Source organism: Xanthomonas translucens pv. undulosa (genome assembly GCF_017301775.1).
GTDB classification, from domain to species: Bacteria; Pseudomonadota; Gammaproteobacteria; order Xanthomonadales; family Xanthomonadaceae; genus Xanthomonas_A; species Xanthomonas_A translucens.
In genome coordinates this window covers 1,143,973-1,165,314 of the sequence record NZ_CP063993.1, presented here as the reverse complement: position 1 = coordinate 1,165,314, position 21,342 = coordinate 1,143,973, and the positions used below count along the sequence as shown (strand labels likewise).

Annotated in this window: 23 protein-coding genes and 2 pseudogenes; 9 read left to right on the top strand and 16 right to left on the bottom strand. The window is 66.1% G+C overall.

Translation table 11 applies throughout. The features are described from left to right. Nucleotides 1–172: 172 nt before the first annotated feature. The 3 genes from ISN38_RS04800 to ISN38_RS04790 all read left to right on the top strand — a co-directional run bounded on the left by ISN38_RS04800 (nucleotide 173) and on the right by ISN38_RS04790 (nucleotide 3,477). The gene (locus ISN38_RS04800) at nucleotides 173–1,519 is read left to right on the top strand and encodes an aminotransferase class I/II-fold pyridoxal phosphate-dependent enzyme (protein ID WP_051036320.1); all 1,347 of its coding nucleotides are present in this window, start codon (nucleotides 173–175) and stop codon (nucleotides 1,517–1,519) included. Between the two features lie 89 nt (nucleotides 1,520–1,608). Continuing rightward, nucleotides 1,609–3,009 carry a DNA repair protein RadA gene (radA, locus tag ISN38_RS04795; protein WP_003469654.1) on the top strand — a complete coding sequence of 467 codons (1,401 nt, stop codon included), beginning with the start codon at nucleotides 1,609–1,611 and terminating at the stop codon, nucleotides 3,007–3,009. A gap of 81 nt (nucleotides 3,010–3,090) precedes the next feature. Continuing rightward, a complete protein-coding gene (locus ISN38_RS04790; RefSeq protein WP_206712087.1) occupies nucleotides 3,091–3,477 on the top strand; it encodes a DUF805 domain-containing protein in 387 nt (128 codons plus the stop codon). Nucleotides 3,478–4,108: 631 nt separating this feature from the next. On the opposite strand, the pseudogene ISN38_RS04785 reads toward ISN38_RS04790, so the two are convergent. Together ISN38_RS04785 and ISN38_RS04780 are read right to left on the bottom strand one after the other, a co-directional pair. Next, nucleotides 4,109–4,337 (bottom strand): annotated as a pseudogene (locus ISN38_RS04785) (iron dicitrate transport regulator FecR); the annotation flags it as partial. 5 nt (nucleotides 4,338–4,342) lie between these two features. Next, nucleotides 4,343–4,464, bottom strand: a pseudogene (locus ISN38_RS04780) (RNA polymerase subunit sigma-70); the annotation flags it as partial. A gap of 417 nt (nucleotides 4,465–4,881) precedes the next feature. Between ISN38_RS04780 and ISN38_RS20135 the strand changes: the two are divergent. Beyond that, the gene (locus ISN38_RS20135; protein ID WP_003469663.1) at nucleotides 4,882–5,178 is read left to right on the top strand and encodes a hypothetical protein; all 297 of its coding nucleotides are present in this window, start codon (nucleotides 4,882–4,884) and stop codon (nucleotides 5,176–5,178) included. A 348-nt stretch (nucleotides 5,179–5,526) separates the two neighbouring features. Here the strand turns inward: ISN38_RS20135 and xopF2 are convergent, their stop codons facing one another. The 3 genes from xopF2 to ISN38_RS04760 all read right to left on the bottom strand — a co-directional run bounded on the left by xopF2 (nucleotide 5,527) and on the right by ISN38_RS04760 (nucleotide 9,262). Next, nucleotides 5,527–7,602, bottom strand: a complete 2,076-nt coding sequence (gene xopF2 / locus ISN38_RS04770; protein WP_038238228.1) for a type III secretion system effector XopF2 — start codon at nucleotides 7,600–7,602, stop codon at nucleotides 5,527–5,529. Continuing rightward, entirely contained in the window at nucleotides 7,599–8,009 is a 411-nt protein-coding gene (locus ISN38_RS04765) for a hypothetical protein (protein WP_003469668.1), read from the bottom strand. Before ISN38_RS04765 ends, xopF2 begins: the two co-directional genes overlap by 4 nt. A gap of 473 nt (nucleotides 8,010–8,482) precedes the next feature. Next, nucleotides 8,483–9,262 (bottom strand): winged helix-turn-helix transcriptional regulator, encoded by a 780-nt coding sequence (locus ISN38_RS04760; protein ID WP_003469671.1) that lies wholly within the window; start codon nucleotides 9,260–9,262, stop codon nucleotides 8,483–8,485. 560 nt (nucleotides 9,263–9,822) lie between these two features. Between ISN38_RS04760 and ISN38_RS20565 the strand changes: the two genes are divergently transcribed. Then, entirely contained in the window at nucleotides 9,823–9,954 is a 132-nt protein-coding gene (locus ISN38_RS20565) for a hypothetical protein (RefSeq protein ID WP_256045832.1), read from the top strand. Nucleotides 9,955–10,067: 113 nt separating this feature from the next. Here the strand turns inward: ISN38_RS20565 and ISN38_RS04755 are convergent, their stop codons facing one another. From ISN38_RS04755 to sctU, 11 genes are all read right to left on the bottom strand, one after another. Continuing rightward, entirely contained in the window at nucleotides 10,068–10,538 is a 471-nt protein-coding gene (locus ISN38_RS04755) for a CesT family type III secretion system chaperone (RefSeq protein WP_080603112.1), read from the bottom strand. A gap of 95 nt (nucleotides 10,539–10,633) precedes the next feature. Then, nucleotides 10,634–10,930, bottom strand: a complete 297-nt coding sequence (locus tag ISN38_RS04750; RefSeq protein WP_058358349.1) for a hypothetical protein — start codon at nucleotides 10,928–10,930, stop codon at nucleotides 10,634–10,636. A gap of 199 nt (nucleotides 10,931–11,129) precedes the next feature. Further along, nucleotides 11,130–11,375, bottom strand: a complete 246-nt coding sequence (hrpD6, locus tag ISN38_RS04745; protein ID WP_003469678.1) for an HrpD6 family protein — start codon at nucleotides 11,373–11,375, stop codon at nucleotides 11,130–11,132. A 17-nt stretch (nucleotides 11,376–11,392) separates the two neighbouring features. Next, complete coding sequence (gene hrpD5 / locus ISN38_RS04740) at nucleotides 11,393–12,337, bottom strand: HrpD5 family protein (RefSeq protein ID WP_058358350.1); 945 nt, start codon at nucleotides 12,335–12,337, stop codon at nucleotides 11,393–11,395. Beyond that, nucleotides 12,334–13,194: a hypothetical protein gene (locus ISN38_RS04735; RefSeq protein WP_003469688.1), complete on the bottom strand. Its 861-nt coding sequence runs from the start codon at nucleotides 13,192–13,194 to the stop codon at nucleotides 12,334–12,336. Before ISN38_RS04735 ends, hrpD5 begins: the two co-directional genes overlap by 4 nt. Next, entirely contained in the window at nucleotides 13,191–13,451 is a 261-nt protein-coding gene (sctS, locus tag ISN38_RS04730; RefSeq protein WP_003469694.1) for a type III secretion system export apparatus subunit SctS, read from the bottom strand. The genes ISN38_RS04735 and sctS overlap by 4 nt, the downstream gene beginning before the upstream one ends. A gap of 4 nt (nucleotides 13,452–13,455) precedes the next feature. Continuing rightward, nucleotides 13,456–14,103: a type III secretion system export apparatus subunit SctR gene (gene sctR, locus ISN38_RS04725; protein ID WP_003469695.1), complete on the bottom strand. Its 648-nt coding sequence runs from the start codon at nucleotides 14,101–14,103 to the stop codon at nucleotides 13,456–13,458. Continuing rightward, the gene (sctQ, locus tag ISN38_RS04720) at nucleotides 14,090–15,136 is read right to left on the bottom strand and encodes a type III secretion system cytoplasmic ring protein SctQ (RefSeq protein ID WP_058358351.1); all 1,047 of its coding nucleotides are present in this window, start codon (nucleotides 15,134–15,136) and stop codon (nucleotides 14,090–14,092) included. The genes sctR and sctQ overlap by 14 nt, the downstream gene beginning before the upstream one ends. A gap of 22 nt (nucleotides 15,137–15,158) precedes the next feature. Beyond that, the gene (gene sctP, locus ISN38_RS04715; protein WP_047324663.1) at nucleotides 15,159–15,719 is read right to left on the bottom strand and encodes a type III secretion system protein SctP; all 561 of its coding nucleotides are present in this window, start codon (nucleotides 15,717–15,719) and stop codon (nucleotides 15,159–15,161) included. 89 nt (nucleotides 15,720–15,808) lie between these two features. Continuing rightward, the gene (locus tag ISN38_RS04710) at nucleotides 15,809–17,725 is read right to left on the bottom strand and encodes an FHIPEP family type III secretion protein (RefSeq protein ID WP_047324664.1); all 1,917 of its coding nucleotides are present in this window, start codon (nucleotides 17,723–17,725) and stop codon (nucleotides 15,809–15,811) included. Nucleotides 17,726–17,743: 18 nt separating this feature from the next. Further along, the gene (gene sctU / locus ISN38_RS04705) at nucleotides 17,744–18,808 is read right to left on the bottom strand and encodes a type III secretion system export apparatus subunit SctU (RefSeq protein WP_003469703.1); all 1,065 of its coding nucleotides are present in this window, start codon (nucleotides 18,806–18,808) and stop codon (nucleotides 17,744–17,746) included. 214 nt (nucleotides 18,809–19,022) lie between these two features. Here sctU and ISN38_RS04700 point away from each other — a divergent pair, with 214 nt between their 5' ends. The 4 genes from ISN38_RS04700 to ISN38_RS04685 are packed head-to-tail and all read left to right on the top strand — an operon-like array spanning nucleotide 19,023 to nucleotide 21,284. Then, the gene (locus ISN38_RS04700; protein ID WP_003469705.1) at nucleotides 19,023–19,484 is read left to right on the top strand and encodes an HrpB1 family type III secretion system apparatus protein; all 462 of its coding nucleotides are present in this window, start codon (nucleotides 19,023–19,025) and stop codon (nucleotides 19,482–19,484) included. Between the two features lie 11 nt (nucleotides 19,485–19,495). After that, entirely contained in the window at nucleotides 19,496–19,885 is a 390-nt protein-coding gene (locus ISN38_RS04695; RefSeq protein ID WP_003469707.1) for a type III secretion protein HrpB2, read from the top strand. Continuing rightward, on the top strand, nucleotides 19,882–20,658 hold the full coding sequence (sctJ, locus tag ISN38_RS04690) for a type III secretion system inner membrane ring lipoprotein SctJ (RefSeq protein ID WP_047324665.1): 777 nt from the start codon (nucleotides 19,882–19,884) through the stop codon (nucleotides 20,656–20,658). Before ISN38_RS04695 ends, sctJ begins: the two co-directional genes overlap by 4 nt. Next, nucleotides 20,655–21,284 carry a type III secretion protein HrpB4 gene (locus tag ISN38_RS04685; RefSeq protein WP_047324666.1) on the top strand — a complete coding sequence of 210 codons (630 nt, stop codon included), beginning with the start codon at nucleotides 20,655–20,657 and terminating at the stop codon, nucleotides 21,282–21,284. The genes sctJ and ISN38_RS04685 overlap by 4 nt, the downstream gene beginning before the upstream one ends. Nucleotides 21,285–21,342 lie beyond the last annotated feature (58 nt).

Here is a 21,342-nt window from a genome sequence, read left to right as displayed (position 1 = left end):
GGTGGCCAGGCCGTCGCGCCGCGTAGCGCATGCGCGGTTACGCAAGTTTTATCCCGTCGGCGCGGTTGTTTACGCGCACAGGCATGGCGCCTTTACGGGGGCGCGCGCGATCGTAGGTGGGCCGCTAGCCAGCGGCCTTTCGACCCTCGATCAACCTGCCACGGCCCCCACGATGAAGCCTTCTTTGCCTACCGTTTCTCTCGCAGCCGACGCCGTTGGTCAATGCGATCCGCTCCCCCAAAGCGGGGAGAACTTCGATCCGGCGTTGCTGTTCGACAACCGCGGCATGCGCCTGCGGCAGCGCGCGCAGTATGTCGCGACGCTGGTTGCGCATGACCGCGAGCAAGGGCGCATGCCGTATCACCGGCAGATTTGCTCTCCGGCCGATCGCCAAGTGCTGCTGCGCGATGATGCCGGCGGCGCGGCGCGTCCAGTGCTGATGTTCGGTTCCAACAATTATCTGGGCCTGGCCAATCACCCGCACGTGCGCGAGCGGGTAGGGCGTGCCATCGCCGAATACGGCACGGGTATCGGCGGGCCGCCGTTCCTCAATGGCTACCTGCGCATCACCCGCGAACTGGAAGAGCGGCTGGCCGCGCACAAGGGCCAGGAGGACGCGATGATCTTCCCAAGTGGGTTTTCCGCGAACCTGGCGTTGCCCGGCGCGCTGGCGCGCAACGGCGACCGCATCTACTACGACGCCTATTCGCACGCGTCCTGGTTCGACGGGTTGAAACTGGCCGGGCTTTCCTCGCGCCGGTTCCCGCACAACGACCTGCAGCGTCTGGCGCATTGGCTGGAGCGCAGCGGCCGCTGCGAGCAGGACACCTTCGTCGCGGTGGAAGGGGTGTACTCGATGGATGGCGACCTTGCGCCGCTGGATCAGCTGGTGCCGCTATGCAAGCGCCATTCGGCGCTGCTGGTGGTCGACGATGCGCACGGCACCGGGGTGCTCGGCGCGCATGGCGGCGGCAGCGGCGAGCACTTCGGCGTGGCGCAGGGGATCGATGTATTGATGGGCACCTTCAGCAAGACCTTGGCGGTCAATGGCGGCTTCGTGTGCGCTTCGCGTCCGCTGATCGAGTATCTGCGCTGGATCTCGCGCTCGTACATGTTCTCCGCCGCATTGCCGCCGGCCACGATCGCGGCAGCGCATGGCGCATTGGACGTCATCGCCGCCGAGCCTGAGCGGATGCGCCAGCTGCACGCCAATGCCGCCGGCCTGTGCGCGCGGCTCAATGCGCTGCCCTGGGGACTGGAGGTGTCCACGCCCTCGGCGATCCTGATCGTGCATACCCCGCCGGGCATGGATGCCAAGGCGGCGGCGATGCGCCTGGAGCAGTTGGGGCTGTTCGTCAATCCGGTGCACTTCCCTGCGGTGCCGCGCGGCCAGGAGCGCCTGCGTATCAGTGTGATGGCCACGCATACCGAGCAGGACCTGGATCGGCTGGCCGAGGGCATCGACCGGATCTGGGGCGAGCACGCGCATGGCGATGCGCGCCTGCGCGCGCAGGCATAGCGCCGCGGCACCTGCGCACGGCGCCGTTCTCGCCCGGCGAGACGCCGCGCGGCTACAGTAGCGCTCCCACCGCTTTTCCGGAAGTTCCGATGGCCAAGAGCGCCGCCAGCAAAGCCAGAACCGCCTACGTCTGCGGCGAGTGCGGTGCCGAGTACAACAAATGGCAGGGCCAGTGCACCGAATGCGGGGCGTGGAATTCGCTGAGCGAGATCGTGCTGGAGAGCGCGGCGGCGGCCAAGGCGCCGGCCGCGGCGCGGCGCAGCGGCTGGGCCGGCAAGACCGAGGCGCCGAAGATCACCGCGCTCAAGGACGTGGAGCATCGCGACCAGGCGCGCGTGTCCACCGGCATCGGCGAGTTCGACCGGGTGCTCGGCGGCGGCCTGGTCGAAGGTGCGGTGGTGCTGATCGGCGGCGACCCGGGCATCGGCAAGTCGACGCTGCTGCTGCAGGCGTTGGCGAAGATGGCCAGCACGCTGCCGGTGCTGTACGTGACCGGCGAGGAATCGCTGGCCCAGGTCGCCGGCCGCGCGGTACGCCTGGACCTGCCGCTGGACGGTCTCAACGCATTGGCCGAGACCGGCATCGAGCAGATCCTGCAGCAGGCCAGCGCGGCGCGGCCCAAGCTGATCGTGGCCGACTCGGTGCAGACCCTGTGGACCGAGTCGCTGACCGCCGCGCCCGGTTCGGTCAGCCAGGTGCGCGAGAGCGCGGCGCGGCTGGTGCGCTACGCCAAGGAGACCGGCACCGCGGTGTTCCTGGTCGGCCACGTGACCAAGGAAGGCGGGATTGCCGGGCCGCGCGTGCTCGAGCACATGGTCGATGCGGTGCTGTATTTCGAGGGCGAGAGCGGCAGCCGCTTCCGCCTGCTGCGCGCGTTCAAGAACCGCTTCGGCGCGGTCAACGAGCTGGGCGTGTTCGCGATGGGCGAGAAGGGACTGAAGGAAGTCTCCAATCCGTCGGCGATCTTCCTGTCCGGCAGCAGCGCCAACCAGCCCGGCAGCTGCGTGATGGTCACGCGCGAGGGCACGCGGCCGCTGATGGTGGAAGTGCAGGCGCTGGTCGATGCCTCGCCGCTGTCCAATCCGCGTCGCGTGGCGGTGGGCCTGGAACAGAACCGCCTGGCGATGCTGCTGGCGGTGCTGCATCGGCACGGCGGCATCGTGGTCGGCGACCAGGACGTGTTCGTCAACGTGGTCGGCGGCATCCGCGTGCAGGAGACCGCGGCCGACCTGCCGGTGCTGCTGGCGGTGCTGTCCTCGCTGCGCGACAAGCCGCTGGCGGAGAAGACCATCGCCTTTGGCGAGGTCGGTCTGTCCGGCGAGATCCGCCCGGTGCCCAACGGCGAGGACCGATTGCGCGAGGCGGCCACGCACGGCTTCAAGCGCGCCATCGTGCCCAAGGCCAATGCGCCCAAGACCGGCGTGGTCAAGGGCATGGAGGTGATCGCGGTGGAGCGCCTGTCGCAGGCGCTGGAGGCGGCGAGCGAGTAGCTGCAAGCGTTTCCCTGCGGCAGGGTTTATGCCACCATGCCGCCGCTGCAGTGACGCAGCGGTTCGAGAAAAGGAAACACAATGGAATGGATGTTGATGCCGCTCAAGCGCTACGCGGATTTTTCCGGGCGTTCGCGGCGCAAGGAGTACTGGATGTTCACGCTGTTGAACATCATCGTGATCACGGTGTTGATGGTGCTGGTCGGCATCGGCGGCGGCTTCGGCGGCCAGGACGGGACCAGTGCGTTGTCGATGGCTGCGTTCGTGCTGGTATGCCTGTATTCGCTCGCCATGCTGGTGCCGTCGTTTGCTGTGCAGGTGCGCCGTTTCCACGATCAGGGCAAGTCCGGCTGGTACGTGCTGCTGGGCCTGATCCCCTGGCTGGGCGGTGTCGTGGTGCTGGTCTTCATGTTGATGGAGGGCACCAGGGGCGCCAACGTTTACGGCCCGGATCCGAAGCAGGCCTGAGCCGCGTCCGATCCTGTAGCGGCCGGGTCCCGCGACCCGGCCGCTGCCGATCGATGCATTGGCGTGCATGCGCTGCTTGCGGTGATGCCGGGCATCGACGCTGCAAATCGCGGCACCCCGATCCGGAGCGTAGCGGTGGGACGTAGCGGCGTAGCGGCGTTCGCCGGCGTGCAGCGCGCAGAGACAATCCGCGTAGCTGAAACGGCGCTCGCTTTTGCGAGCGCCGTTCTCGTTTGTGCGCGAACGCGCGCGCCGCCGCGATGCGTCAGTCCTTCTTGGGAGCAGAAGGTGCGGGCGCAGCGCCGCCGCGAAGGGCGCAATGCTGCGTTGTGCCTGGACTACGAGGATCGACAGCGACGATCGGGCACCGGTTTTCGATGAATTTTCTGTGACAGGTGTGGTGGGCGAGCGCGGGTGGAGGTTGTTCGCTGCGGTCCACGCCTGCGCGATCGGAACGGCGCGGCGTGATCGGGGCGCGCGCCGATCGTGCGGCGCGCAGTGCGTCGTCGGCAGCAGTATGCGAGCGTTCGCCATTGCACGCAGCGTTCGCCATCGGCGTGACAGTGCTGATCGCCGTGTCTGGCACCGGCGATGTGGCTAGTGCGCGCCCGGCGGCGCGGCTGCCAACGCGGATGACATCGGCGCTGGCGCTGGCGCTGACGCGCAGCGTCCGCTGCTCGGCGAGGAACGCGCGCAGCGAGGCGACATCGTCGCCGCGGAGGTTGCCGGTCAGGCGCATCGCGCCGGCGGCGGTATCGTCGATCAGCAGGCGGGTGCGATTGAGCCGATTGAAATCTTCGGCCACGTTGGCCAGCGGTTCGTCGCGGAACACGATGCGGCCGCTGCCACCAGGCATGCATCGGCAGGTCTCCTGCACCATGTCCTCAGAGCGTCCTCGCTGGCGCCGCGGCGCACGAAGAAGCCGCGCAGCACCGGACCGTGCTGGTCGACCATCTGCGTCCACGCGCGTCTGGCGTTGCCGGTCATCGCCTGCGTTCGGCGCACGGCGGGTCAGCCTCGCTGGCGCAGATGACATGACGATGACGTGGCGGTGCGGGCCGGCCCTGCCGCCTGCAAGCCCGCTCGCCGGTCGCCTGTATTCGGTTTGCTTTCCGGAAATTCGTGGTTCATGGCGCGCGCGGTTTCACGCCGATCCAAAATGGATGTCCTGTTTCGATTTCTACGAAGGAAACAATGATGGGAAATATAAATCGCTGTTTTGGTTCCGGTGGGTCGTCCAGTGCGCGTTACCAGCAAGATGAGCACGCACAAGGGTCTGCCACGCCGGGCGCGCCACATGAGCGCGATCCCTACCAGCCGATTGTATCGAACGATCAGGCGCTTGCCGGCCTGCGACCCCGCGTCTCGAACGCGCCGGTACATCAGAGGGGCCAGGCAATTAACGTGGCCGGTCTGCAGGGGGCGCTTCGCCAGGCGGAAGAATTGCATAGTCAGATCGATGAACAGGTCCAGCAGGGGGAGCCGGGTCTGCAATCGACCCTGGAGTCATTGGAGACAACTATCCGGAAAATCCGCGGCAAGTTGGCAGGCTCGCTTGGAAGCCGCGGTCCTGACGACTATCTTGCAGAAATCGAAGCAGTGCGCGAGAAGTTCAACGAGTTCAATCGAGCAGCGATGGAGCCGGGCACGAACTTCGGATACAGCGGTTCGCTGCACTCGGGTTCTTTCGCGCTGCGCTGAGTCGTTCTGCCGCCACCGAGCTTCGGTGGCGGTCGGCGCTGCCGATCGAGCTGGCTGCCCAGCGCGGTCCAGCGCGCCACGACACGCCAGGCGCATGATGCGACGATTGGTCTTGCGCCTTTCCCCTCAGTGGGTGGAATCACCGCTTCCGGCGCAAGTTTGCGCAGGGCGGCGAACAGCGCCTCGCCGCTGATTTCGCGCAGGAAGCTGATGGGGCCGGCCGAAGATTGCACGTGCTGCCCCCACGATGCGGGCGCGTTAGAGGGCGTGTTCAACGGCGCATAGGCCTTTCTTTTAGGAAACACAACGCAGTGTGGCAGGGCGCTCCAGGGCGATCGCCGCTGGGCGCTACGTGCTGGCCCGCGGCCGCCCATTGCGCCAATCGAGCAGCGCTTGGCGCTGCATCAGCAGCCCACGCACGTCGGTGACCTGGTCTTGCAGTGTGCGCAGCCGATTCAGGGTCTGCTGCTCGATGCCGTCCGGCGCGTCGAGCACCTGGCCGATGGTGGCGCCGATGGTGGCGAGGGCTGTCTCGAATCTGCTTCGTTCGAGCACGCCCGTCCCATGCTGCAGCGACTGCTCCAGCGCGGCAGCGACCTGCTGCAGGCGCGCATTCTGGGTCTGCTCGGCTGCATTGCGAATGAGGTCGATCTCCGGCTGCAACCCGGCCTGGATGGTCAATGCCCTCGACCTCAGCCTGGCCTGTTTGTTGTCGCGATGCCCGTCCAGGTTGACGGCCAGGTCGTGCTTGGTATCGCTCAGTGCGCTATTGGTCGCATTCCAGACCGCGTCGTTGGAGAAGGACTGGCCGAATTGCTGGACGACGCTGCCGGGCGAGGACAGGGATTCATTGGTCGCAGGCGTGCCGTAGCTGCCGCGCACCAGCGACGCCAGGACCAGGCCTCCGCCGGTGGCGACCCAACTGGTCAAGATATTACCGCCCATATGGCGCAGCAGCAGGTCGCGTACGCTGCGCACCGCCATCAGCGGCGACGTGAACGGTAGCGTTGCCAGGGCGCCTGCTTCCTGCGCGATCTCCACAAGCGTGTGATGCAACCGCCGCGCGTCGCTCCAGCGCAGCGCCGGCGCCGATTCGTCGTGGCGGGCGAGCCGGAACAGATTGACCGTCTGGGTGCCGCCGACCAGATTGTCCACCTGGGTCTGGCCGATCCGAGGTAGCGCCTTGCCGGTTTCGAGGATGGCCTTGCCGAGCGCACCGGAGGTGCCGGAGCCGATCATCGATGTGCCCAACACAAGGGGCGGTGACAGCAGGGTTGCGGTGCTGCTCAGGCTGCGCCGTACCCCGTTGAGCGTGCCGGTCAGCACCGGTTTCAGGAAGGTTGCCTCGGCCTTGCCGTCCATCAACTTCTGTCGCTCCAACAGCTGCCGTTGCCGGTTGCGTGCGATGCTCTGCAGTTTCCCGAAGGTCGGTCGGTCGCTTTCGTGTTCGAGGTGCGAGACCTCCTCGTCGCGCAGTGGCCGCCAAAAGTGCTTGTTCCCCTCCGCGGTGATCTCCATTTGCACCGGTCCGGGCTCCGGGCTGAGAATGGACGGCGCAATGGGCTTGAACGCGGGCATGTTGGCCAGGCGCGCGCGGCGTTCGATGGCGCTCAACAGGATCTGCTCTGTGAAGTAGGAGGTGATTCCGGAGGTGGCCCCGCCGACCGCTGTCGGGCCGACCTTGGTGGTGAGGCTGCCGTCTTGCTGGTCGTACTTGGTCGCAGTGGCGCTGCCGGGAGGCGTTCGCAGTGCGGAGGAGAGAAATCCCTTCAGCGTCTCATAGGCTGCCGGCAACGCCGCCGCGGTGCCCGCCGCGCTCATGTTTTCGTTGAAGCGATAGCCGCCGTTCGGGCCGTAAGCTTCGTGCCGCTGCTGCAATCGGTCGGCCGCCCACTCCACGTATTCCTCTTCCAGTTGCTCCTGGGTTTCCGGCGCATCGTCTGTGTCCGCGGTTGCGGGGTACTCGTTCAGGTAAATACGCAATTGGTTGACGAACGCCCGACGCTGCAATGCAGGGGGCGGCTGGCTGCGGCTGGCGCCCGAAGCCTGCGTCGAAGCGGGGCGCTGCAGCTGCGACAGCGACGCGACGTCGGAACGAGAGGACGGTTCCGGCTGCTCTTGAAGACGGGCGGCAACAGGCAGCGTGGCGGCGCGATCTGGGTCCTGCGATCCGATCCACAGGCGAATCTCTGGGACGGAGCTGCTTGCGGTTGACGGCGTCGCACCCTCCGCCGTGGGCGAACCGCCTGTCTGAAGGCGGCCGCTGCGCTGCGACCCTGGGCGCGGCGCGCGCTGCGAGAGCGCCTCGGTCTGGATGTCGGCGGGCGGTGAGGGCTGGATCGATTCCTGCGGGGGCGTGGACGCCATCTCGTGCGCAACGCGCGTCGGCGAGGTGGTGGCGGAGATGGGTGACGACGTTCTCATTGCGTCGCCTCCTGCGCGTGCGCGGCCGGGGCGTCGTCCAGCAGCGCGAACAGGATCGCCCGGCCCAGCGCCTGGACCTGATCCAGCTGCGTGACCACCTGGTCGATGCCGTCCGCATAAAGCAGCGGGCGCAGCGACAACATGCCTTCATCGGCCAGGCCCAGGCGCAGGCCATGCTCGGTCAGCATGAGGTCCTGGATCGCCAGCAGACGGACGACGTCCGCGCCGCCCAGTTCGGCTCCGGTCAGCGGCAGCAGCGCTTCGGGATAAACGCGCCACGTCGCCCCGTGCGGTTCGCTGTGCAGCCGGCACAGCAATCCGGACGGAGCGACGAACGGCTCGCCGCCTGCGGCCGCCTGCATGAGCTGTGCATCGATGCCAAGGTGCAAACCGATTTGCGCGAACACAGCATCCAGCGGAACGGATGGCGGGGGTACTTCGCTTTCACTCGACATGGAGCGTTCACCTGGGATGGATAGCGTATGCAGTCATCAGTTGGTGATGAGCTGATGCTGGGGTGCATGCCTTGTGGCCGCTGAAGAACATTTGAGTCGTGTCCTCGAGGATCGGAACCGCTGCAGGCGAAGCCGATGTCGGACAAGCGAAGCAAACCGCGCGGCGACGGCCGGCGCTGGAAAAAAGTGTGGACTTCATCACTTTTGCAATACCGGCGTCATGCGCGGATCGCAGTGCGCGCTAGCGAGCGGTTGCGGCGCGCGCGCCAGGCGCCGATGCGTGCACGTGCTGGCCGACAGCGGGCGGGCGTGAGCCGCGCGGTCGCATGCTACCGCCGCCGTCAGCGAAGGTGCGGTGCGCGCAGGCCGTTGCAGTTACGCACGGCTGCAGCCGCGCTGGATGCGGAGGCGTCCAGCGCGGGGGCTCACGCGCTGGCCAGGGTTGCCGGCAGCGGCGCCAAGGGCGGCAAGGGTGGCTCGCACGGGCGCTCGCCTTCGATCAGCTCGAGCTGGTAGCCATGCGAATAGATGGTGCGGATGCGCACGCTGCCGGTACTGCATAGCTGCAATTTCTTGCGCAACTTGTAGATGTGCTGCTCCAGGGTGCGGTCGGTGAAGTCGCTGACGCTGCCCCAGATGGTCTTGGCCAGCTGGCAGCGACGCAGGCAGACGCCCGCATTGGAGAACAGCAGCCACGCGATACAGAACTCGCGCGCGGTGAGCTTGATCGGCTCATCGTTCAGATAGACCGTGCTGCTGGGGCGATCCAGCAGATAGGCTCCCACACGGATGCGCTGGTCGTCGTTGGCGGCCGGCTCCAGCATGCGCGTGGCCAGCGCGGCGCGTACGTGCAGTTCGTTGGTGTTGAACGGAATGCTGAGCACATCCAGCGCGCCGGCACGGTACCAGTCGAAGATCGCCGTGCACGTCGGAAAGCGGCCGATCACGATCAGCGGGATCGGCCGGCCCTGATGGCAGTGCTGCCAGGCCAGCACCGCGCTGTCCACCGGCGAGGCACAGTTCGCGTCGAACAGGATCAATTCGCACGGAGACTGGCGCAGGGCGCGCAACACCTCGAGCTCTTCGCTGAAGACCTGAAGTTCCGGACGCAGGCAGCGCAGGCTTTCGGAGACCTGGGCGATCAGCGCCGGGTCGCGGCTCAGCAGCGCGTAGTGCTGTCCCCGAGGTGCCCAATCCGGACTCATCATCGCGTTCTCCAAGGTGCGTCGGCAGCGGTGCCGCCGGACGGGCAGGTGGCCATTGCGGCGGGACGTGGTGAGGCGCAAGAGCGGGGGCAGAGGATGGGGTCAGGGCGCATAGAAAATATCGCGAAGTCGCTATCGGGGGAGGTAGACAATGGCGCGTCCTAGCAACACTGGCTTGACATAATCGCGAGAAAGACAAGAAATAAGCAACACTCTGTCTCAAATTTCTGTTTATGACATCGATTGCTTTAGCTTGCGGTCAGCCTCCGACTGTGGTTCGGCCTTTCCGAACGGCGTAGATTCAGCCGCCAGTGCGCGGCCGATGGTGTGCGGGTCGGTCGTGTTGGTAGCCATGGTGGTAGCGGTAACGGCGGCACTTGCCGGGTCGATTGAGGGACGGGTGATGCGATGCCGCGGCCGCTCCGGTGCCTGCAAGCTGACTCCTGCCGGCTTCTACATCGGCGTCGCCGCGCGGGCCGGCCGGCATGCAGTCGCCGTCAGCACGGGAGCCAGGAAGGGGCGAGGCATGGTGGCTCGCGCTGTCGAGCACAGCAGACGGGATGAACGAAGTGCTGAGGGGATTTTATGTGCCGACGATCACTTTTTGCGGCATCGCACAGGCCGATGCGCACGCGATGACGGGCCTCAGGGCGGTGCGCCCGGGCGGCGATCGCGGCGCCCGTGTGCCGTAGAGCGTTTCAGGGTGGGGGGCGGGGGGAGGGGCGCCGGCGACCGGCCAATGCAGTGCGCGCCATGGGCGATTCAGGCGCGGGCGTGGTCTGGCAGCACGGGCCAGGCGAATGGGTCAGGCGCGGATCCAGAGATACTCGCCGGTGCACAGCGCCGAGTACATCTCGTCCGTACAGGCAAAGATGGTGTCGCGCCAGTAGCGCCCGTGTTGGACATAGTGGGTGACCAGATCGGCGAGCCAGCCGCCATGGATGTCGGCGTCCAGACCCACCCTGGCGATCAGCACCACTTCACCGCTGGCCGGCTCCAGCCCCAGCTGTGCCTGGTCCTGCGCATAGACGGAAAGATTGGCCTCCAGCATGAGCCGGAAGACCTGCAGTGTGCGCCCGGGCGGCATCACGCCGAACCCGATCAGCAGGTACATCGCCGCATCGGGTTCGGCCAGAGCGGCCTCGTCCGGATAGCGCAGGGTAACCTGGAAACCGTCGTTCTCGAACGAAAAATGGGTCCCAGCCACATTGGCCGGGACCATGCCTAGTTCCGCGCAAAGATCGTCTATCAGCCTCGAAAAAGCCGGTTGGTTCATCGTTGCGCGAACCGGTGTTCAATTGGAGTTGTATAGGCGGCGAGGCATCCGGTGGAAGCCTCGCCGCCGCTTGCATATCGCAGTGCGGCTATCTATCACGAACCAGAGGTCAGCTGCTTTGCATTGGAGCCGGCCTGCTTCGCGAGCGAATCCATCGCCATATGAAAATTCAATTCGTTTTGCAGTGCGGTGACTTGATCCATCATCGCTTCCTGCTCGCTTACGTTTGTCCTCATGTTTCCAATCATGCCGCCCATCTGGCCTCCGGCTATGAGGTTGTTGCCCATGCCGGACATGCCGGAGATGCCAAGGTCCTTAAGACCCATACCGAAGGAGCCAGCTGCAATACCTGTGCTGGATCCGTGGCCTAAAGCGCTAAAGGGGAATGACATAAGTTTTCTCCTGGAGGTTGTCGCGGTTAATGAACACGCTTGCGCGTGGCTCCCCACGGCATCTGCCGCGCGGATCGTTGCTGGCCCGTTAGGGCCAAAGAGCGGACGCCATTGGCTCGTTAACGCTGTTTACCTCTGCACTCGTCAGCGTCTATGTACAGATTTCAAGTGGCTTCACGTTATGGCGACCGCACATTCTCTAAGCGTCGGCTTCGAGCACTTGAGTCACTACCTCAGCGGCTGCTAGCAATCCCTCGTGCAATACCTTCGCCTCATTGCGCTCGTTGGCGTCTGCCGCCGAGATCCTGTGCTGGTTGGCTTGCTCTGCTGCGTCGCGCAGTGCAGTGATGGCCCGGTTCAGGCGTTGACCCGAAGGATCCTCGCGGCGCGTCTCCAGCAGTTTGTTCAGATCGTTGCCGATGCTGCTATCGAATGTCTCGAACATGGCGGTGTCGTCCAGTGTCAGGGGGAGATGTCGGTGAAATGCTTGGAGCCGTCAGGCGTCTCCACGTAGTGCAATTCGTCCACGGACAGGGCCGTGTCGTAGGTGCTGGGCAACGCGTCGCGCGGGTCCAGCGCGCGCAGTCTGGCGTCGATCCGCACCACATGCGGCCCCATGTCGTGGCGCAGCTGCTCCAGTCGCTGCGCCACGGTGTCGGGGTGTTCGCTTGCGCCGTTGACCTCGTACACGCCATGCCCGCGGTAACGGATCTTCAGGTTCGGCTCGTGCAGCGATTCGTTCATCGATTCGATCAGGGTCTGGGCAACGCCAAAATGCGTCTGCCATGGACCTGGATGCCGCTCCAGCCAATGCTCCACGCGCTGCGCATCGGACGTGCTGCGCACCATACCCTCGATCTCCACCCGATCCTGGGCAGCGCGCAGACGCAGCTCCGTCTGTCCCATCCGCGCGAAGGCCTGCTGCGCCTGCGCCATTTGCGTCTGCGCCGCGGACTTGGCATTCGCCCTTGGCGCATCGTAGCGCCAGGCGGTCAAGGACAGGGCCAGCACGGTCACTGCCGCGATCCATGCGAAGCGCCGCTTGCGCTGCGAAGGCGGCGCTGCGGCGGGAGCGCTGGCAGGCGGGCTGGCCGGTCGCGGTTGCAGCGCATCGCGGAGCAGTTGCAGCTCGTCCGGCCATGGCTGGTCCGACGGCCCGGTGCACAGCACGATAGCGTCGAAGCACACCGGCACGTAGGGCTGCAGCGCTTGCGCCACATCCGCCTGGGTGTCGTCGGCATAGCGTACGTTTGCATCTGCGTCGATCTCCAAGGTCAGCGAGGGGCCGGTCCAATCGGTCAGTTGCAGGTCGGCGTTGTCTTCCGGGCCGAGCTGGTAACGTCCTGGTGACAACGGTATCCGCGCGCCGGCGTGGCGCCCGGTCAAGATGCGAATCTCGGCGTTCATGCGCGAACTCCTCCCATTCCGGTACAGGCGATGTCAAGCATTGCGATGGCGCGTTGCCGGTGCCTTGCGTTACGCGGTCGGTCCGCATGCAGTAACAGCAGCGGCAGCAGCAGGTGCAACGTCTGCGTAGCCGGCTCCGGCATCTTCGAGGTGGGCTTTACCAGCTCCCTCAGCTGCGTACGCACCTGTTCCAGCGACTTGCTCGGCGTCGCTGTCGCGTTGGCCGGTGTGGTTCGGGCGATGTGTTCGCGCAGCAGGATCCAGCTGGCGATGTTGAAGGACGTCGGCAACGAGCGATCGAGGACGCGGTCGCGCACCTGCAGCAGCGCGCGTGCCAGTGCTGGCGGGGCCTGATCGCCGGCGGCGCTGCGATAGCCGTTCAGGATCTGCTCGAAGGCCGAATCGCTCTCGGAAAGTTGCGCCGCCGCCGCCGCGGCCGCGGCTGGCGCCGGCACTTCGTCCGCCTGAGAGGACGGTACGGCCTCGTTCGTGGCATCGTGCGCAGGTCCGCCGCCTGGGTTGTGGCGTGCGTCCGATTCCTGGTTCGGTTGCTGCTGGGCGCCGGCATGGACCTTGAGCGAGGCGGCATCGATGTCGCGTTCGGTTTCGAGCGCCAGCGAGGGCGGTTCCGGCAATTCGCCTTCTTCTTCTACATGGCGGCCGCCGACCAGGCGCCTGCGCTTGCGCCAGCTCGGCGGAAACCGCGCCGACGAGGTTACGGCCCCCGACCAGGGGCTCTCGCTCTCGCCGGATTCTTGCGCATGCGCGTCGGACGCGGGGCACTCTGGCGGCGTCCCGTCCGCCGAGTCGATCTGCGTGCCGAATCTGGTGATGCGGCCGAAACGGGGCTTGATCATGGGAAGGCTGCTCCGAACATGGTCTTGGCGAACTCCAGCACCGCGCCGGCGCCCCATGGCGCGGCGATGAGCAGGCTGACGACGACCACGATCAACTTCAATGCGAAGGAGATCGATGCGTCCTGCAGCGACAGCACCGCTTGAAAAAAGGCGATCACCAGGCCGGAGGCCGCGGCGACCAGAACCACCGGCAGCGAGACCATCAGGCACAACATCAGCGCATCGGAGGTGAAGCGGACCAGATCGTCGGCACCCATGGCATCACCTATAGGTCAGGATCAGGCCGTGCAGCAGCGTGGACCAGCCGTCCAGCGCCACGAACAACAGCAGTTTGAAGGGAATCGCCACGTTGGTCGGGGTGACCTGATTCAACCCGAGCGCCATCAGCGCATTGGCGATGACCAGATCGACCACGATGAAGGCCAGGTAGATCAGGAAGCCGATCCTGAAGGCGTCGGTGAGCTCGGTCATGGTGAAGGCCGGGGCCAGCACGATCAGGTCGTCCGGCTTGAGCGCGTCGGCCTGGTCCTTGGGCCAGATCTGCCGTGCCGAGTGCATGAAAAACGCCTTTTCGCGCTCGCGGGTATGCGCCAGCAGGAAGCGTTTGAATGGTTGCCGTGCCGCGTCCATCATCACCACCACCTCGCTGGTGCCGGGTGCGGTGCCGCCGCCGGCGCGGGCGATGCGCATCGCCTCCATGCCCACCGGCGCCATCACGAAGCAGGACATGATCAGGGCCACGCCGTTGAGCACCATGTTCGGCGGTACCTGCTGCACGCCGATGGCGTTGCGCAGCAGGCCCAGGACCACCACGATCTTAGTGTAGGAGGTGATCACCATGGCTGCGAACGGCAGCAGTGCCAGCAGCACCACCAACAGCAGCAGCGAGCCGAAGTCAGGCGTCTGCATGCGGATGTCCGTTCACGCTGAGCAGCTGCACGCCGAGATGGTCGCCGATGGCGATCAGGCGCCCGTTGCCGATGCTCTGCCCGTAGACCATCAGGTGCACGCGTGCGTCTTCCAGCGAGGTGTTCAACTCGAGCACATGGCCAGGGTGCAGCGTGCCCAGTTCGCCCAGTGGTAGCACCAGCGGATCCAGTTCCAGCTGGACCGGAACATCCACCTGTTCGACCGGCACGGGCGCGGACGGAGGGACGGATTGCCCAGGTTCGGCCGCCGTGGTGGCATCGCTCATCTGTGCCATGTCTGCGCTGTCCTCTATGTGGAAGGTGTTGCATTCGATATGGCCTGGCAGCCGCCACTGCCGGCCGCTGGCCATGCCGCAGCGCAGCCAGGCGCGATAGCCGCCATGGCGGCGTTGCAGCGGCGCGATCAGCGCATCGCCGGGGCGCAGCGAGGCCAGTCGCTCGCTGCGATAGCGGCGCTCGCCGAGGCACGGATACGCGCACAGCCGAAGCGACCGCAGCGTTGCGGTGGTCACCGCCCCTGCGTCGATGCCGCCACAGGCCGACTCCAGCGCCTGCATGGCGCTGGCGCAGGCATCCACCGGCATGCACGGCAATGGCAACGCCGTATCGCCCAGGACCAGAAGCGGACCGCATGCGCTAGGCAAGGGGGCCGGCCAGGCGGCGAAGTCGACGACCCGCGGCTGGCCCAGACCAAGCCTATCCAGCGCCGCCAACGGCGTGTCCAGCAACAGCGCGGCCAAGGCGGTTTGCGTCGCGCCGCCATCGACCAGCAGCGCGCGCAAAGCGGGGTCGGCACCGACGTCCATGCACAGCGTCAAGCGTCCAGCGCTGCCAAGCTCCACGGCCAGCCGTGCGTAGATTCCCGACTCGGGCAGGCCGTGCTGCAGCGTCAGTGCCGCCGCGTCGGCCAGCGGCTGGCGACACAACAAGCGTCCCAGCCGGACCGCGGAGCGCGCGATGCGCGGCAGACGGGTCTGCAGCTGCGAGATGGGTGCGATCGCTGGGCTGGACATGGGCATCGACAGGGGGAGGGGATCAAACGACTTCTATATCCACGTCGCAAGGCTCATCCAGCACAGCATCCAGCGCTTTGTGCAGGCTTTGTCGACCGGTGCACACTAGCTGCTGCGCGAGCGGCGTACCGCAGCGGAAGCGAAGTAACAGCGAGCCAGGCGAAAGGCGCATCCACAGGTTGGTGGCCGGCAGGACGTCCTCGCGCAGGTCCAGCTGCGCTTCCCATAGGCCGCCTTCGCGTACCGGTGCGGCATTGCAGAACTCGCTTACGTGGTTGGCCACCCGTTGCATCGCCAGGCGTGCGTGGCTGTCGTGCAGCACGGCGTTTGCGATGCGGCGTTCGATATTTGCGGGCGCGGTTGGCGGCGGGAGGACTGGCTGGGCGAGATCGTGATGATCCGGTGCCGCTGCATCGGGAGATGCCTGCTCAGGCGCATCTGTCTGGACGCGTTCTTCTGCCATGTCCGGTTCCGGCGCAAGCATGGACAGGATGGCGGGCGCATTCTCGTCCTCGCATTCCCGATCTTCCTTCTCGTTGCGGCATGTACTGCGGGAGCGCGTGCCATACAGTGACCAGCGCATACGCGCGGCTGATGGCGGCGCACACTTTCCACCTGGCGCCGCCAGTGGCGCGCTACCGATGATGGTGGGGCGCAGCGGGCGGCGCATCGCTATACACCGATGCGCCCGATCGGCGCCAGTTCGACATGCCCATTCAACTCCTGGTAGGAGTGGACCGGCAGCCAGTCGATTCGCGGTTCAATCATCCGCCGGATATAGCGGCGGATGTCCATCGAGGTGATCAGCGCCAGCGGTGCGCTCGGCGTGTCGCCGGCCATGGCGATGATGCGGTCGGTCACCATTTTCGCGTCTTCCGGCGCCATGGTCAGGAAATTGCCCGCCGGGGTCGGCTTGATCGCCTGGCGGATCATCTGCTCGAGCGCCTGCTCCAGCAACAATGCCGGCAACTGCGGGGCGCCACCGCTGACCCGGTGCGCCAAGAAGGCGCCCAGATCGCCGCGGACGTACTCGGTGAGCATCACCGGATCCTTCTCTTTCGGACCCCAGATCACCAGGCTTTCCAGGATCAGCTTGATGTTGCGGATCGGAACCCGCTCCTCGAGCAGGCGCCGCAACACATCGGCGATGCGCTGCAGTGGCACGACCTTCTGCACTTCCGCGACCAGGCCCGGATAGTCGCCGCTGATCTGCTCCAGTACCCACTGGGTTTCCTGCAGACCGAGGAACTGGTGTGCCCGCTCGCGCAGCGGACGCGTCGCCTGCTGCGCCAGTTCGGTTTCCGGCTGCGCGCTCGGCGGCAGGGAGGCGCGCTGCACCGGCACGTCGTGCACCAGTACTTCAAACTCATGCGCCTGCAATTCCGCCGCGCGCCACAGGCTCACCCCGGGGAACGGCAGCCCCAGCTCCTCGACCAGCAGCGTGCGTTCGTGCTCGATGGCGCGACTGAGCGTGTCCGCTTCAAGGCGGTCGGCCAGGTCCGGCGCGAGCCGGACCGACAAGGCTGCGGCGAAGTCCGGTGCATGATCGGCGATCGTCGGCGTCTGTCCCTTGCTGCCGCGGCGCGCGGCGCCGGTCACCGGCGCGCGCACCGGACCGGTGGCGGCGCGGCGCTTGTGCCGCAACCAGAAGCCGCCGCCGGCAATGGCCGTGGCCAGCAGCAGGAACAGCATCGCCGGGAAGCCTGGCACCAGCGCGAAGCAGGCCAGCATGCCGGCGGCGCAGAACAGCGCCTGGGTGCTGCGGGTGAGCTGCTTGCCGATTTCGTTGCCCAGCGAGCTGTCGTCGTCTTCGCCGCTGGCGCGGGTGATCATGATGCCGGCCGAGACCGAGATCAACAGCGACGCGATCTGCGACACCATCGCATCGCCGATCGACAGGATCGCAAAGCGGTTTGCCGCTTCTGCTGCGCTCATGCCGTGGTAGGTGACGCCGATGATGATGCCGGCCACGATGTTGACCAAGGTGATGACCAGGCCGGCGATGGCATCGCCCTTGACGAACTTCATCGCGCCATCCATGCCGCCGTGCAGCTGGCTCTCCATGGCAAGCCGCGCGCGCTTGACGCGCGCATCGTCGGCGGTGAGGCTGCCGTTGCGCAGGTCCGCGTCGATGCTCATCTGTTTGCCGGGCATCGCGTCCAGGGTGAAGCGCGCACCGACTTCGGCGACGCGTTCAGATCCCTTGGCGATGACGATGAACTGTACCGTCGTGATGATCAGGAAGATCACCAGGCCGACCACCAGATTGCCGCCGACCACCAGTTTGCCGAAGCTGTCGATGATGTGGCCGGCGTTGGCGTGCAGCAGGATCGACTTGGTGGAGGCGATGTTCAGCGACAACCGCAACAAGGTGGTGAACAGCAGCAGCGACGGGAAAGAGGACAGCGCCAGCGAGTCCGGCACGTACATTGTGGCCATCAGCAGCACCACGCTGAGTCCGATGTTGACGGCGAGCAGCGCGTCGATCAATGTGGTGGGGAGCGGCAAGATCATCAACGCCACCACCGCCACGACCAACAGCGCGATCGCCGCCTCGCCGCCGTAGCGTAGTCCACGAGTCAGTTGCATGCGGAAGGTCCTATGTGGTTAGTGAAGGTCGGGCGCGGCGTCGGGCGGCGTCTGCACCAGGCCATCGACCCAGCGTAGGACGGCCGCCACGACCGCGAACAGTTCGTCGGGAATGGCTGCGTCCAGCTCGACCTTGTAGAGCGCGCGCGCCAATGGCGGATTGGCGATGATCGGCAGGCCCTGCGCCATTGCCGCCTCGCGTATCACCAGCGCGGCCTCGTCCTCGCCTTTGGCGACCACCTGCGGCACGCCGAACTCCTGCGAATAGGCGATCGCTACCGCGTAATGGGTCGGGTTGACCACCACCGCCTTGGCCTTGGACAGACGCTGGCGCGGGTCGGAGAACAGCAGCTCTTGCGCGAACTGCTTGCGCTGGCCCTTGATCTCCGGGTCGCCTTCCACGTCCTTGTGCTCGCGCTTGACCTCGTCCTTGCTCATCCGGTGATCGCGGATGAACAGCCACTGCTGCAGTCCTATGTCGATGCCGGCGATGATCAGCAGGATCACGCAGGTGATGGCTAGCAGGCGCACCAGCACCTCCCAGCCGATCTGGGCGATATCCAGCAGCGGGAGGTAGGCTGTGCCCAACAGCAGCGGCATCAGCCCTTCCACGCCTTTCCACATGACCGCGCCGATCGCCACCGCCTTGACCAGCATCTTGATCAAGTCGGTCAGCGTGCGGGCCGAAAAGATGCGTTTGATGCCGGTTACCGGATTCAGTGCGTCCAGTTTCGGTTCGAGTTTCTTGAAGGACAGGTTGAAGCGCGTTTGCAACAGGCCGAGTAACAGCGGGCCTGCGACGATCGCCAGCATCAGTGGAAGTGCCAACCAGACGGCTTCCACGCCCATGCGCAGCATCCCCTGGCGCATGGCGGTATCGTTGCGGCTGTTGCCCATGTCCAGCGCCAGGTGCAGCAAGGCGCGCAGATGCGCGCCTAGGAAGCCTGAGGAGATCTGCATGGCCAGCACTGCGCAGATCGCACTGGCGGCCATGCCCACATCCTGGCTGAACGCGACCTCACCGTCCCGTCGAGCGTCCTGCAGCTTCTTTTCCGTCGGTTGTTCGGTCTTCTCTTCGGACATTGCCTTGAGGCCAAGCTGGGGCAATGCATTGTGCGGCGCTGTCGGCGGCCCGGCCTTGCATGCCGCGAACGCGCTGACGCGTACGCGAAGCCGAAATGCGGTCGCGGTCGTGAATCGTTTCGCCAACGTGTCGTGGATTTCGCCTTGCCTGGAGAGTGCCGGAAGTGGCTGCGCTAGTCTGCAGGCTCGACCAATCCTGCAGGAAATACCGACGATGAGTACGTTCAAGGCCAACGACCAGCTCACCAACGGTCTGATCGAAATCATTACCGTGGCAATGCAGCGCAACCAATTGGTCGAAGCCGAGGCGGTGCTGGCCGCCGTACGCTTGCTTCGCCCCAATATCACGGCGCTGGACGGCATCGATGCCTGGCTGGCGATCAAGCACGGTCGCTTCGCCGAAGCGGCACGCATGTTGCGCAATTTCGACGGAGACAAGAGCGCGCCGCCCATGAGCAAGGCGCTGCGTGCGTGTTGCCTGTTCGCGATCGGCGACTCCGACTGGACCATCAGCGCCAACGAGGTGATTCTTGAGAACAACGACCCCGATGCGGTGGCGCTGGTCAAGATGCTCAGCGGGCAGCCGGTGGAGCCGCGCGAGCGCAGTGCGGCCGACGGCGAACCAGCAGCCAGTGCCGCCGTGGACATCTCAACGCTCGGCTATGTTCGCGCCTGAGGAGAAGTCAGATGACGCCTATCGCGCCAATCAGTCCGGTGACTGCCGCCATGACGGGCAGCGCCGCAACGCCGGTCCAGGCGGCCCCGTCGGCCGCTTCCGTCCATAACTTTCAAGCGCTGATGCAGCAAGGCCATCGGGTCGCGCCGGATCTGCAGATCTCCCAGCACCCTACGGCCATCGGTCGGCTGGTCAGGGCTGAAGACAAGGCGATGCAAAGCGTGATGGACCAAGCCGAGGAGTTCGCCGCGCGCGCACCGACCATGGACATGGCCCAGTTGGCGGCCGGGCAGATCCAGATGATGGACCGCATGACCATGACGATGATGCAGCTCAACATCGGCACCGCCGTGGCGCAGGGCGGCAAGTCCGCGGTGCAGACTCTCTTCAAGAACCAATGATGGGTGCTGCCGTGCCTTGCCGGGGCGTCTGCAGGTGGCTGTGCGTGGCGCTGCTGGCGTTGTGCCTGAGCAGTTGCGGTTCTGCGCTGTACAGCGGCCTGACCGAAAACGACGCCAACGAAATGCTGGTGGTGCTGCTGCGCAAGGGCGTGCAAGCGGAAAAAGAAAGTCCCGACGACGGCAAGACCTGGACGGTGTCTGCACCACAGGAACAAATGGCCGACGCGCTGGAAGTCTTGCGCGCACACGGGTTGCCGCGCGAAAAGCACGCCAATCTCGGCGACATGTTCAAGAAGGACGGCCTGATCTCCACGCCCACCGAGGAGCGGGTGCGGTTCATCTACGGCGTCTCGCAACAGCTGTCGCAGACATTGTCGGAGATCGACGGCGTGGTCGTGGCCGATGTGCAGATCGTGCTGCCCAACAACGATCCGCTGTCGAATGTGGTCAAGCCTTCCAGTGCCGCGGTGTTCGTCAAGTACCGGCCGGGGACCGATGTGGAGCCGCTGGTGCCGAGCATCAAGAACCTGGTGGTGCACAGCGTCGAGGGACTCAGCTACGACAACGTCAGCGTTACCATGGTGCCGTCGCAACTGCTGGATGCGACGCAAGCCACGCCCATGCATGGAATGGGGTGGCTGCCGCTGGGCCTGGGCGCGCTGCTGCTGGCCGCGGCCGGCGCCGCCGCGTTCTGGCTGGCGCGTCGCGATGGCGGCTGGCGAGCGTTGCTGCAACGCCTGCGGCCGCCCAGGTCCAGGGACGCGGCGCAATGAACGCGCTGGCGGCGCCAGCGCAGCGCCTGCTGCGCTATCGGGCGCGGGTGCAGGCGCTGGCGGGGCAGGCGTCCCCGCCGCCGCCGTTGTGCGATCAGGCCGCGTTTCGACGGGCATGGGCCGGCGCGGTGCCATTGCGCCGTCAGGAGCTCGTGGTCGCGGCCCTGCAGCTGGATGGGCTGCCGGCGGCGTGCTTCGACGATGCGGATAGCGAACTGGCGCTACTGGAACCTGCGCCGCTGCAGCAACTGCTGTTGGCGCGCGCGCTCTATGCGCGGTCGGATGCGTTGCGCCACTGCATCGAGCGCGCACGGCGGCAGTGGCTCGCCGAGCGCCTTGGCCCGTCCGTGTGGCAGTGGTTGCGTGGCTGCCCGGCATCGCCCACGTGGGTGCCGTTGCTGGAATGCGGCAACGATGCCCACGCGCATGCGTGGTGCCAGGACGGCTGGTGTCGCCTGGTCGCCGACGGCCTGTGGCCGTGGCCGGGCCTGGCGCGTCTGGCCGCCGCCAGCGCCGGCCTGGACCCGGACAGTGCGGTGCTGGCGGGCGATGGCGGTAGCCGCGATTTCATTGCTCAATGGCGCATTTTCGCGCAGTACAACACGATATGGGAGAACGCGGCATGATGCGGTTGCGTACAGAAAGCCACGTTGCGATAGACGACGACATCGTGCGGCGCGAGGA

Coding starts and splice junctions, on each gene's coding strand:
- sctQ (WP_058358351.1), bottom strand. CDS start 15,136: ATGTCCAGCCCAGCGATCGCACCCATCTCGCAGCTGCAGACCCGTCTG.
- ISN38_RS20565 (WP_256045832.1), top strand. CDS start 9,823: ATGAACGAAGTGCTGAGGGGATTTTATGTGCCGACGATCACTTTTTGC.
- sctP (WP_047324663.1), bottom strand. CDS start 15,719: ATGCGCTGGTCACTGTATGGCACGCGCTCCCGCAGTACATGCCGCAAC.
- ISN38_RS04700 (WP_003469705.1), top strand. CDS start 19,023: ATGAGTACGTTCAAGGCCAACGACCAGCTCACCAACGGTCTGATCGAA.
- ISN38_RS04800 (WP_051036320.1), top strand. CDS start 173: ATGAAGCCTTCTTTGCCTACCGTTTCTCTCGCAGCCGACGCCGTTGGT.
- ISN38_RS04735 (WP_003469688.1), bottom strand. CDS start 13,194: ATGATCAAGCCCCGTTTCGGCCGCATCACCAGATTCGGCACGCAGATC.
- ISN38_RS04710 (WP_047324664.1), bottom strand. CDS start 17,725: ATGCAACTGACTCGTGGACTACGCTACGGCGGCGAGGCGGCGATCGCG.
- ISN38_RS04685 (WP_047324666.1), top strand. CDS start 20,655: ATGAACGCGCTGGCGGCGCCAGCGCAGCGCCTGCTGCGCTATCGGGCG.
- ISN38_RS04755 (WP_080603112.1), bottom strand. CDS start 10,538: ATGAACCAACCGGCTTTTTCGAGGCTGATAGACGATCTTTGCGCGGAA.
- sctR (WP_003469695.1), bottom strand. CDS start 14,103: ATGCAGACGCCTGACTTCGGCTCGCTGCTGCTGTTGGTGGTGCTGCTG.
- ISN38_RS04760 (WP_003469671.1), bottom strand. CDS start 9,262: ATGAGTCCGGATTGGGCACCTCGGGGACAGCACTACGCGCTGCTGAGC.
- xopF2 (WP_038238228.1), bottom strand. CDS start 7,602: ATGAGAACGTCGTCACCCATCTCCGCCACCACCTCGCCGACGCGCGTT.
- ISN38_RS04695 (WP_003469707.1), top strand. CDS start 19,496: ATGACGCCTATCGCGCCAATCAGTCCGGTGACTGCCGCCATGACGGGC.
- sctU (WP_003469703.1), bottom strand. CDS start 18,808: ATGTCCGAAGAGAAGACCGAACAACCGACGGAAAAGAAGCTGCAGGAC.
- radA (WP_003469654.1), top strand. CDS start 1,609: ATGGCCAAGAGCGCCGCCAGCAAAGCCAGAACCGCCTACGTCTGCGGC.
- sctJ (WP_047324665.1), top strand. CDS start 19,882: ATGATGGGTGCTGCCGTGCCTTGCCGGGGCGTCTGCAGGTGGCTGTGC.
- sctS (WP_003469694.1), bottom strand. CDS start 13,451: ATGGGTGCCGACGATCTGGTCCGCTTCACCTCCGATGCGCTGATGTTG.
- hrpD6 (WP_003469678.1), bottom strand. CDS start 11,375: ATGTTCGAGACATTCGATAGCAGCATCGGCAACGATCTGAACAAACTG.
- ISN38_RS04790 (WP_206712087.1), top strand. CDS start 3,091: ATGGAATGGATGTTGATGCCGCTCAAGCGCTACGCGGATTTTTCCGGG.
- hrpD5 (WP_058358350.1), bottom strand. CDS start 12,337: ATGAACGCCGAGATTCGCATCTTGACCGGGCGCCACGCCGGCGCGCGG.
- ISN38_RS04750 (WP_058358349.1), bottom strand. CDS start 10,930: ATGTCATTCCCCTTTAGCGCTTTAGGCCACGGATCCAGCACAGGTATT.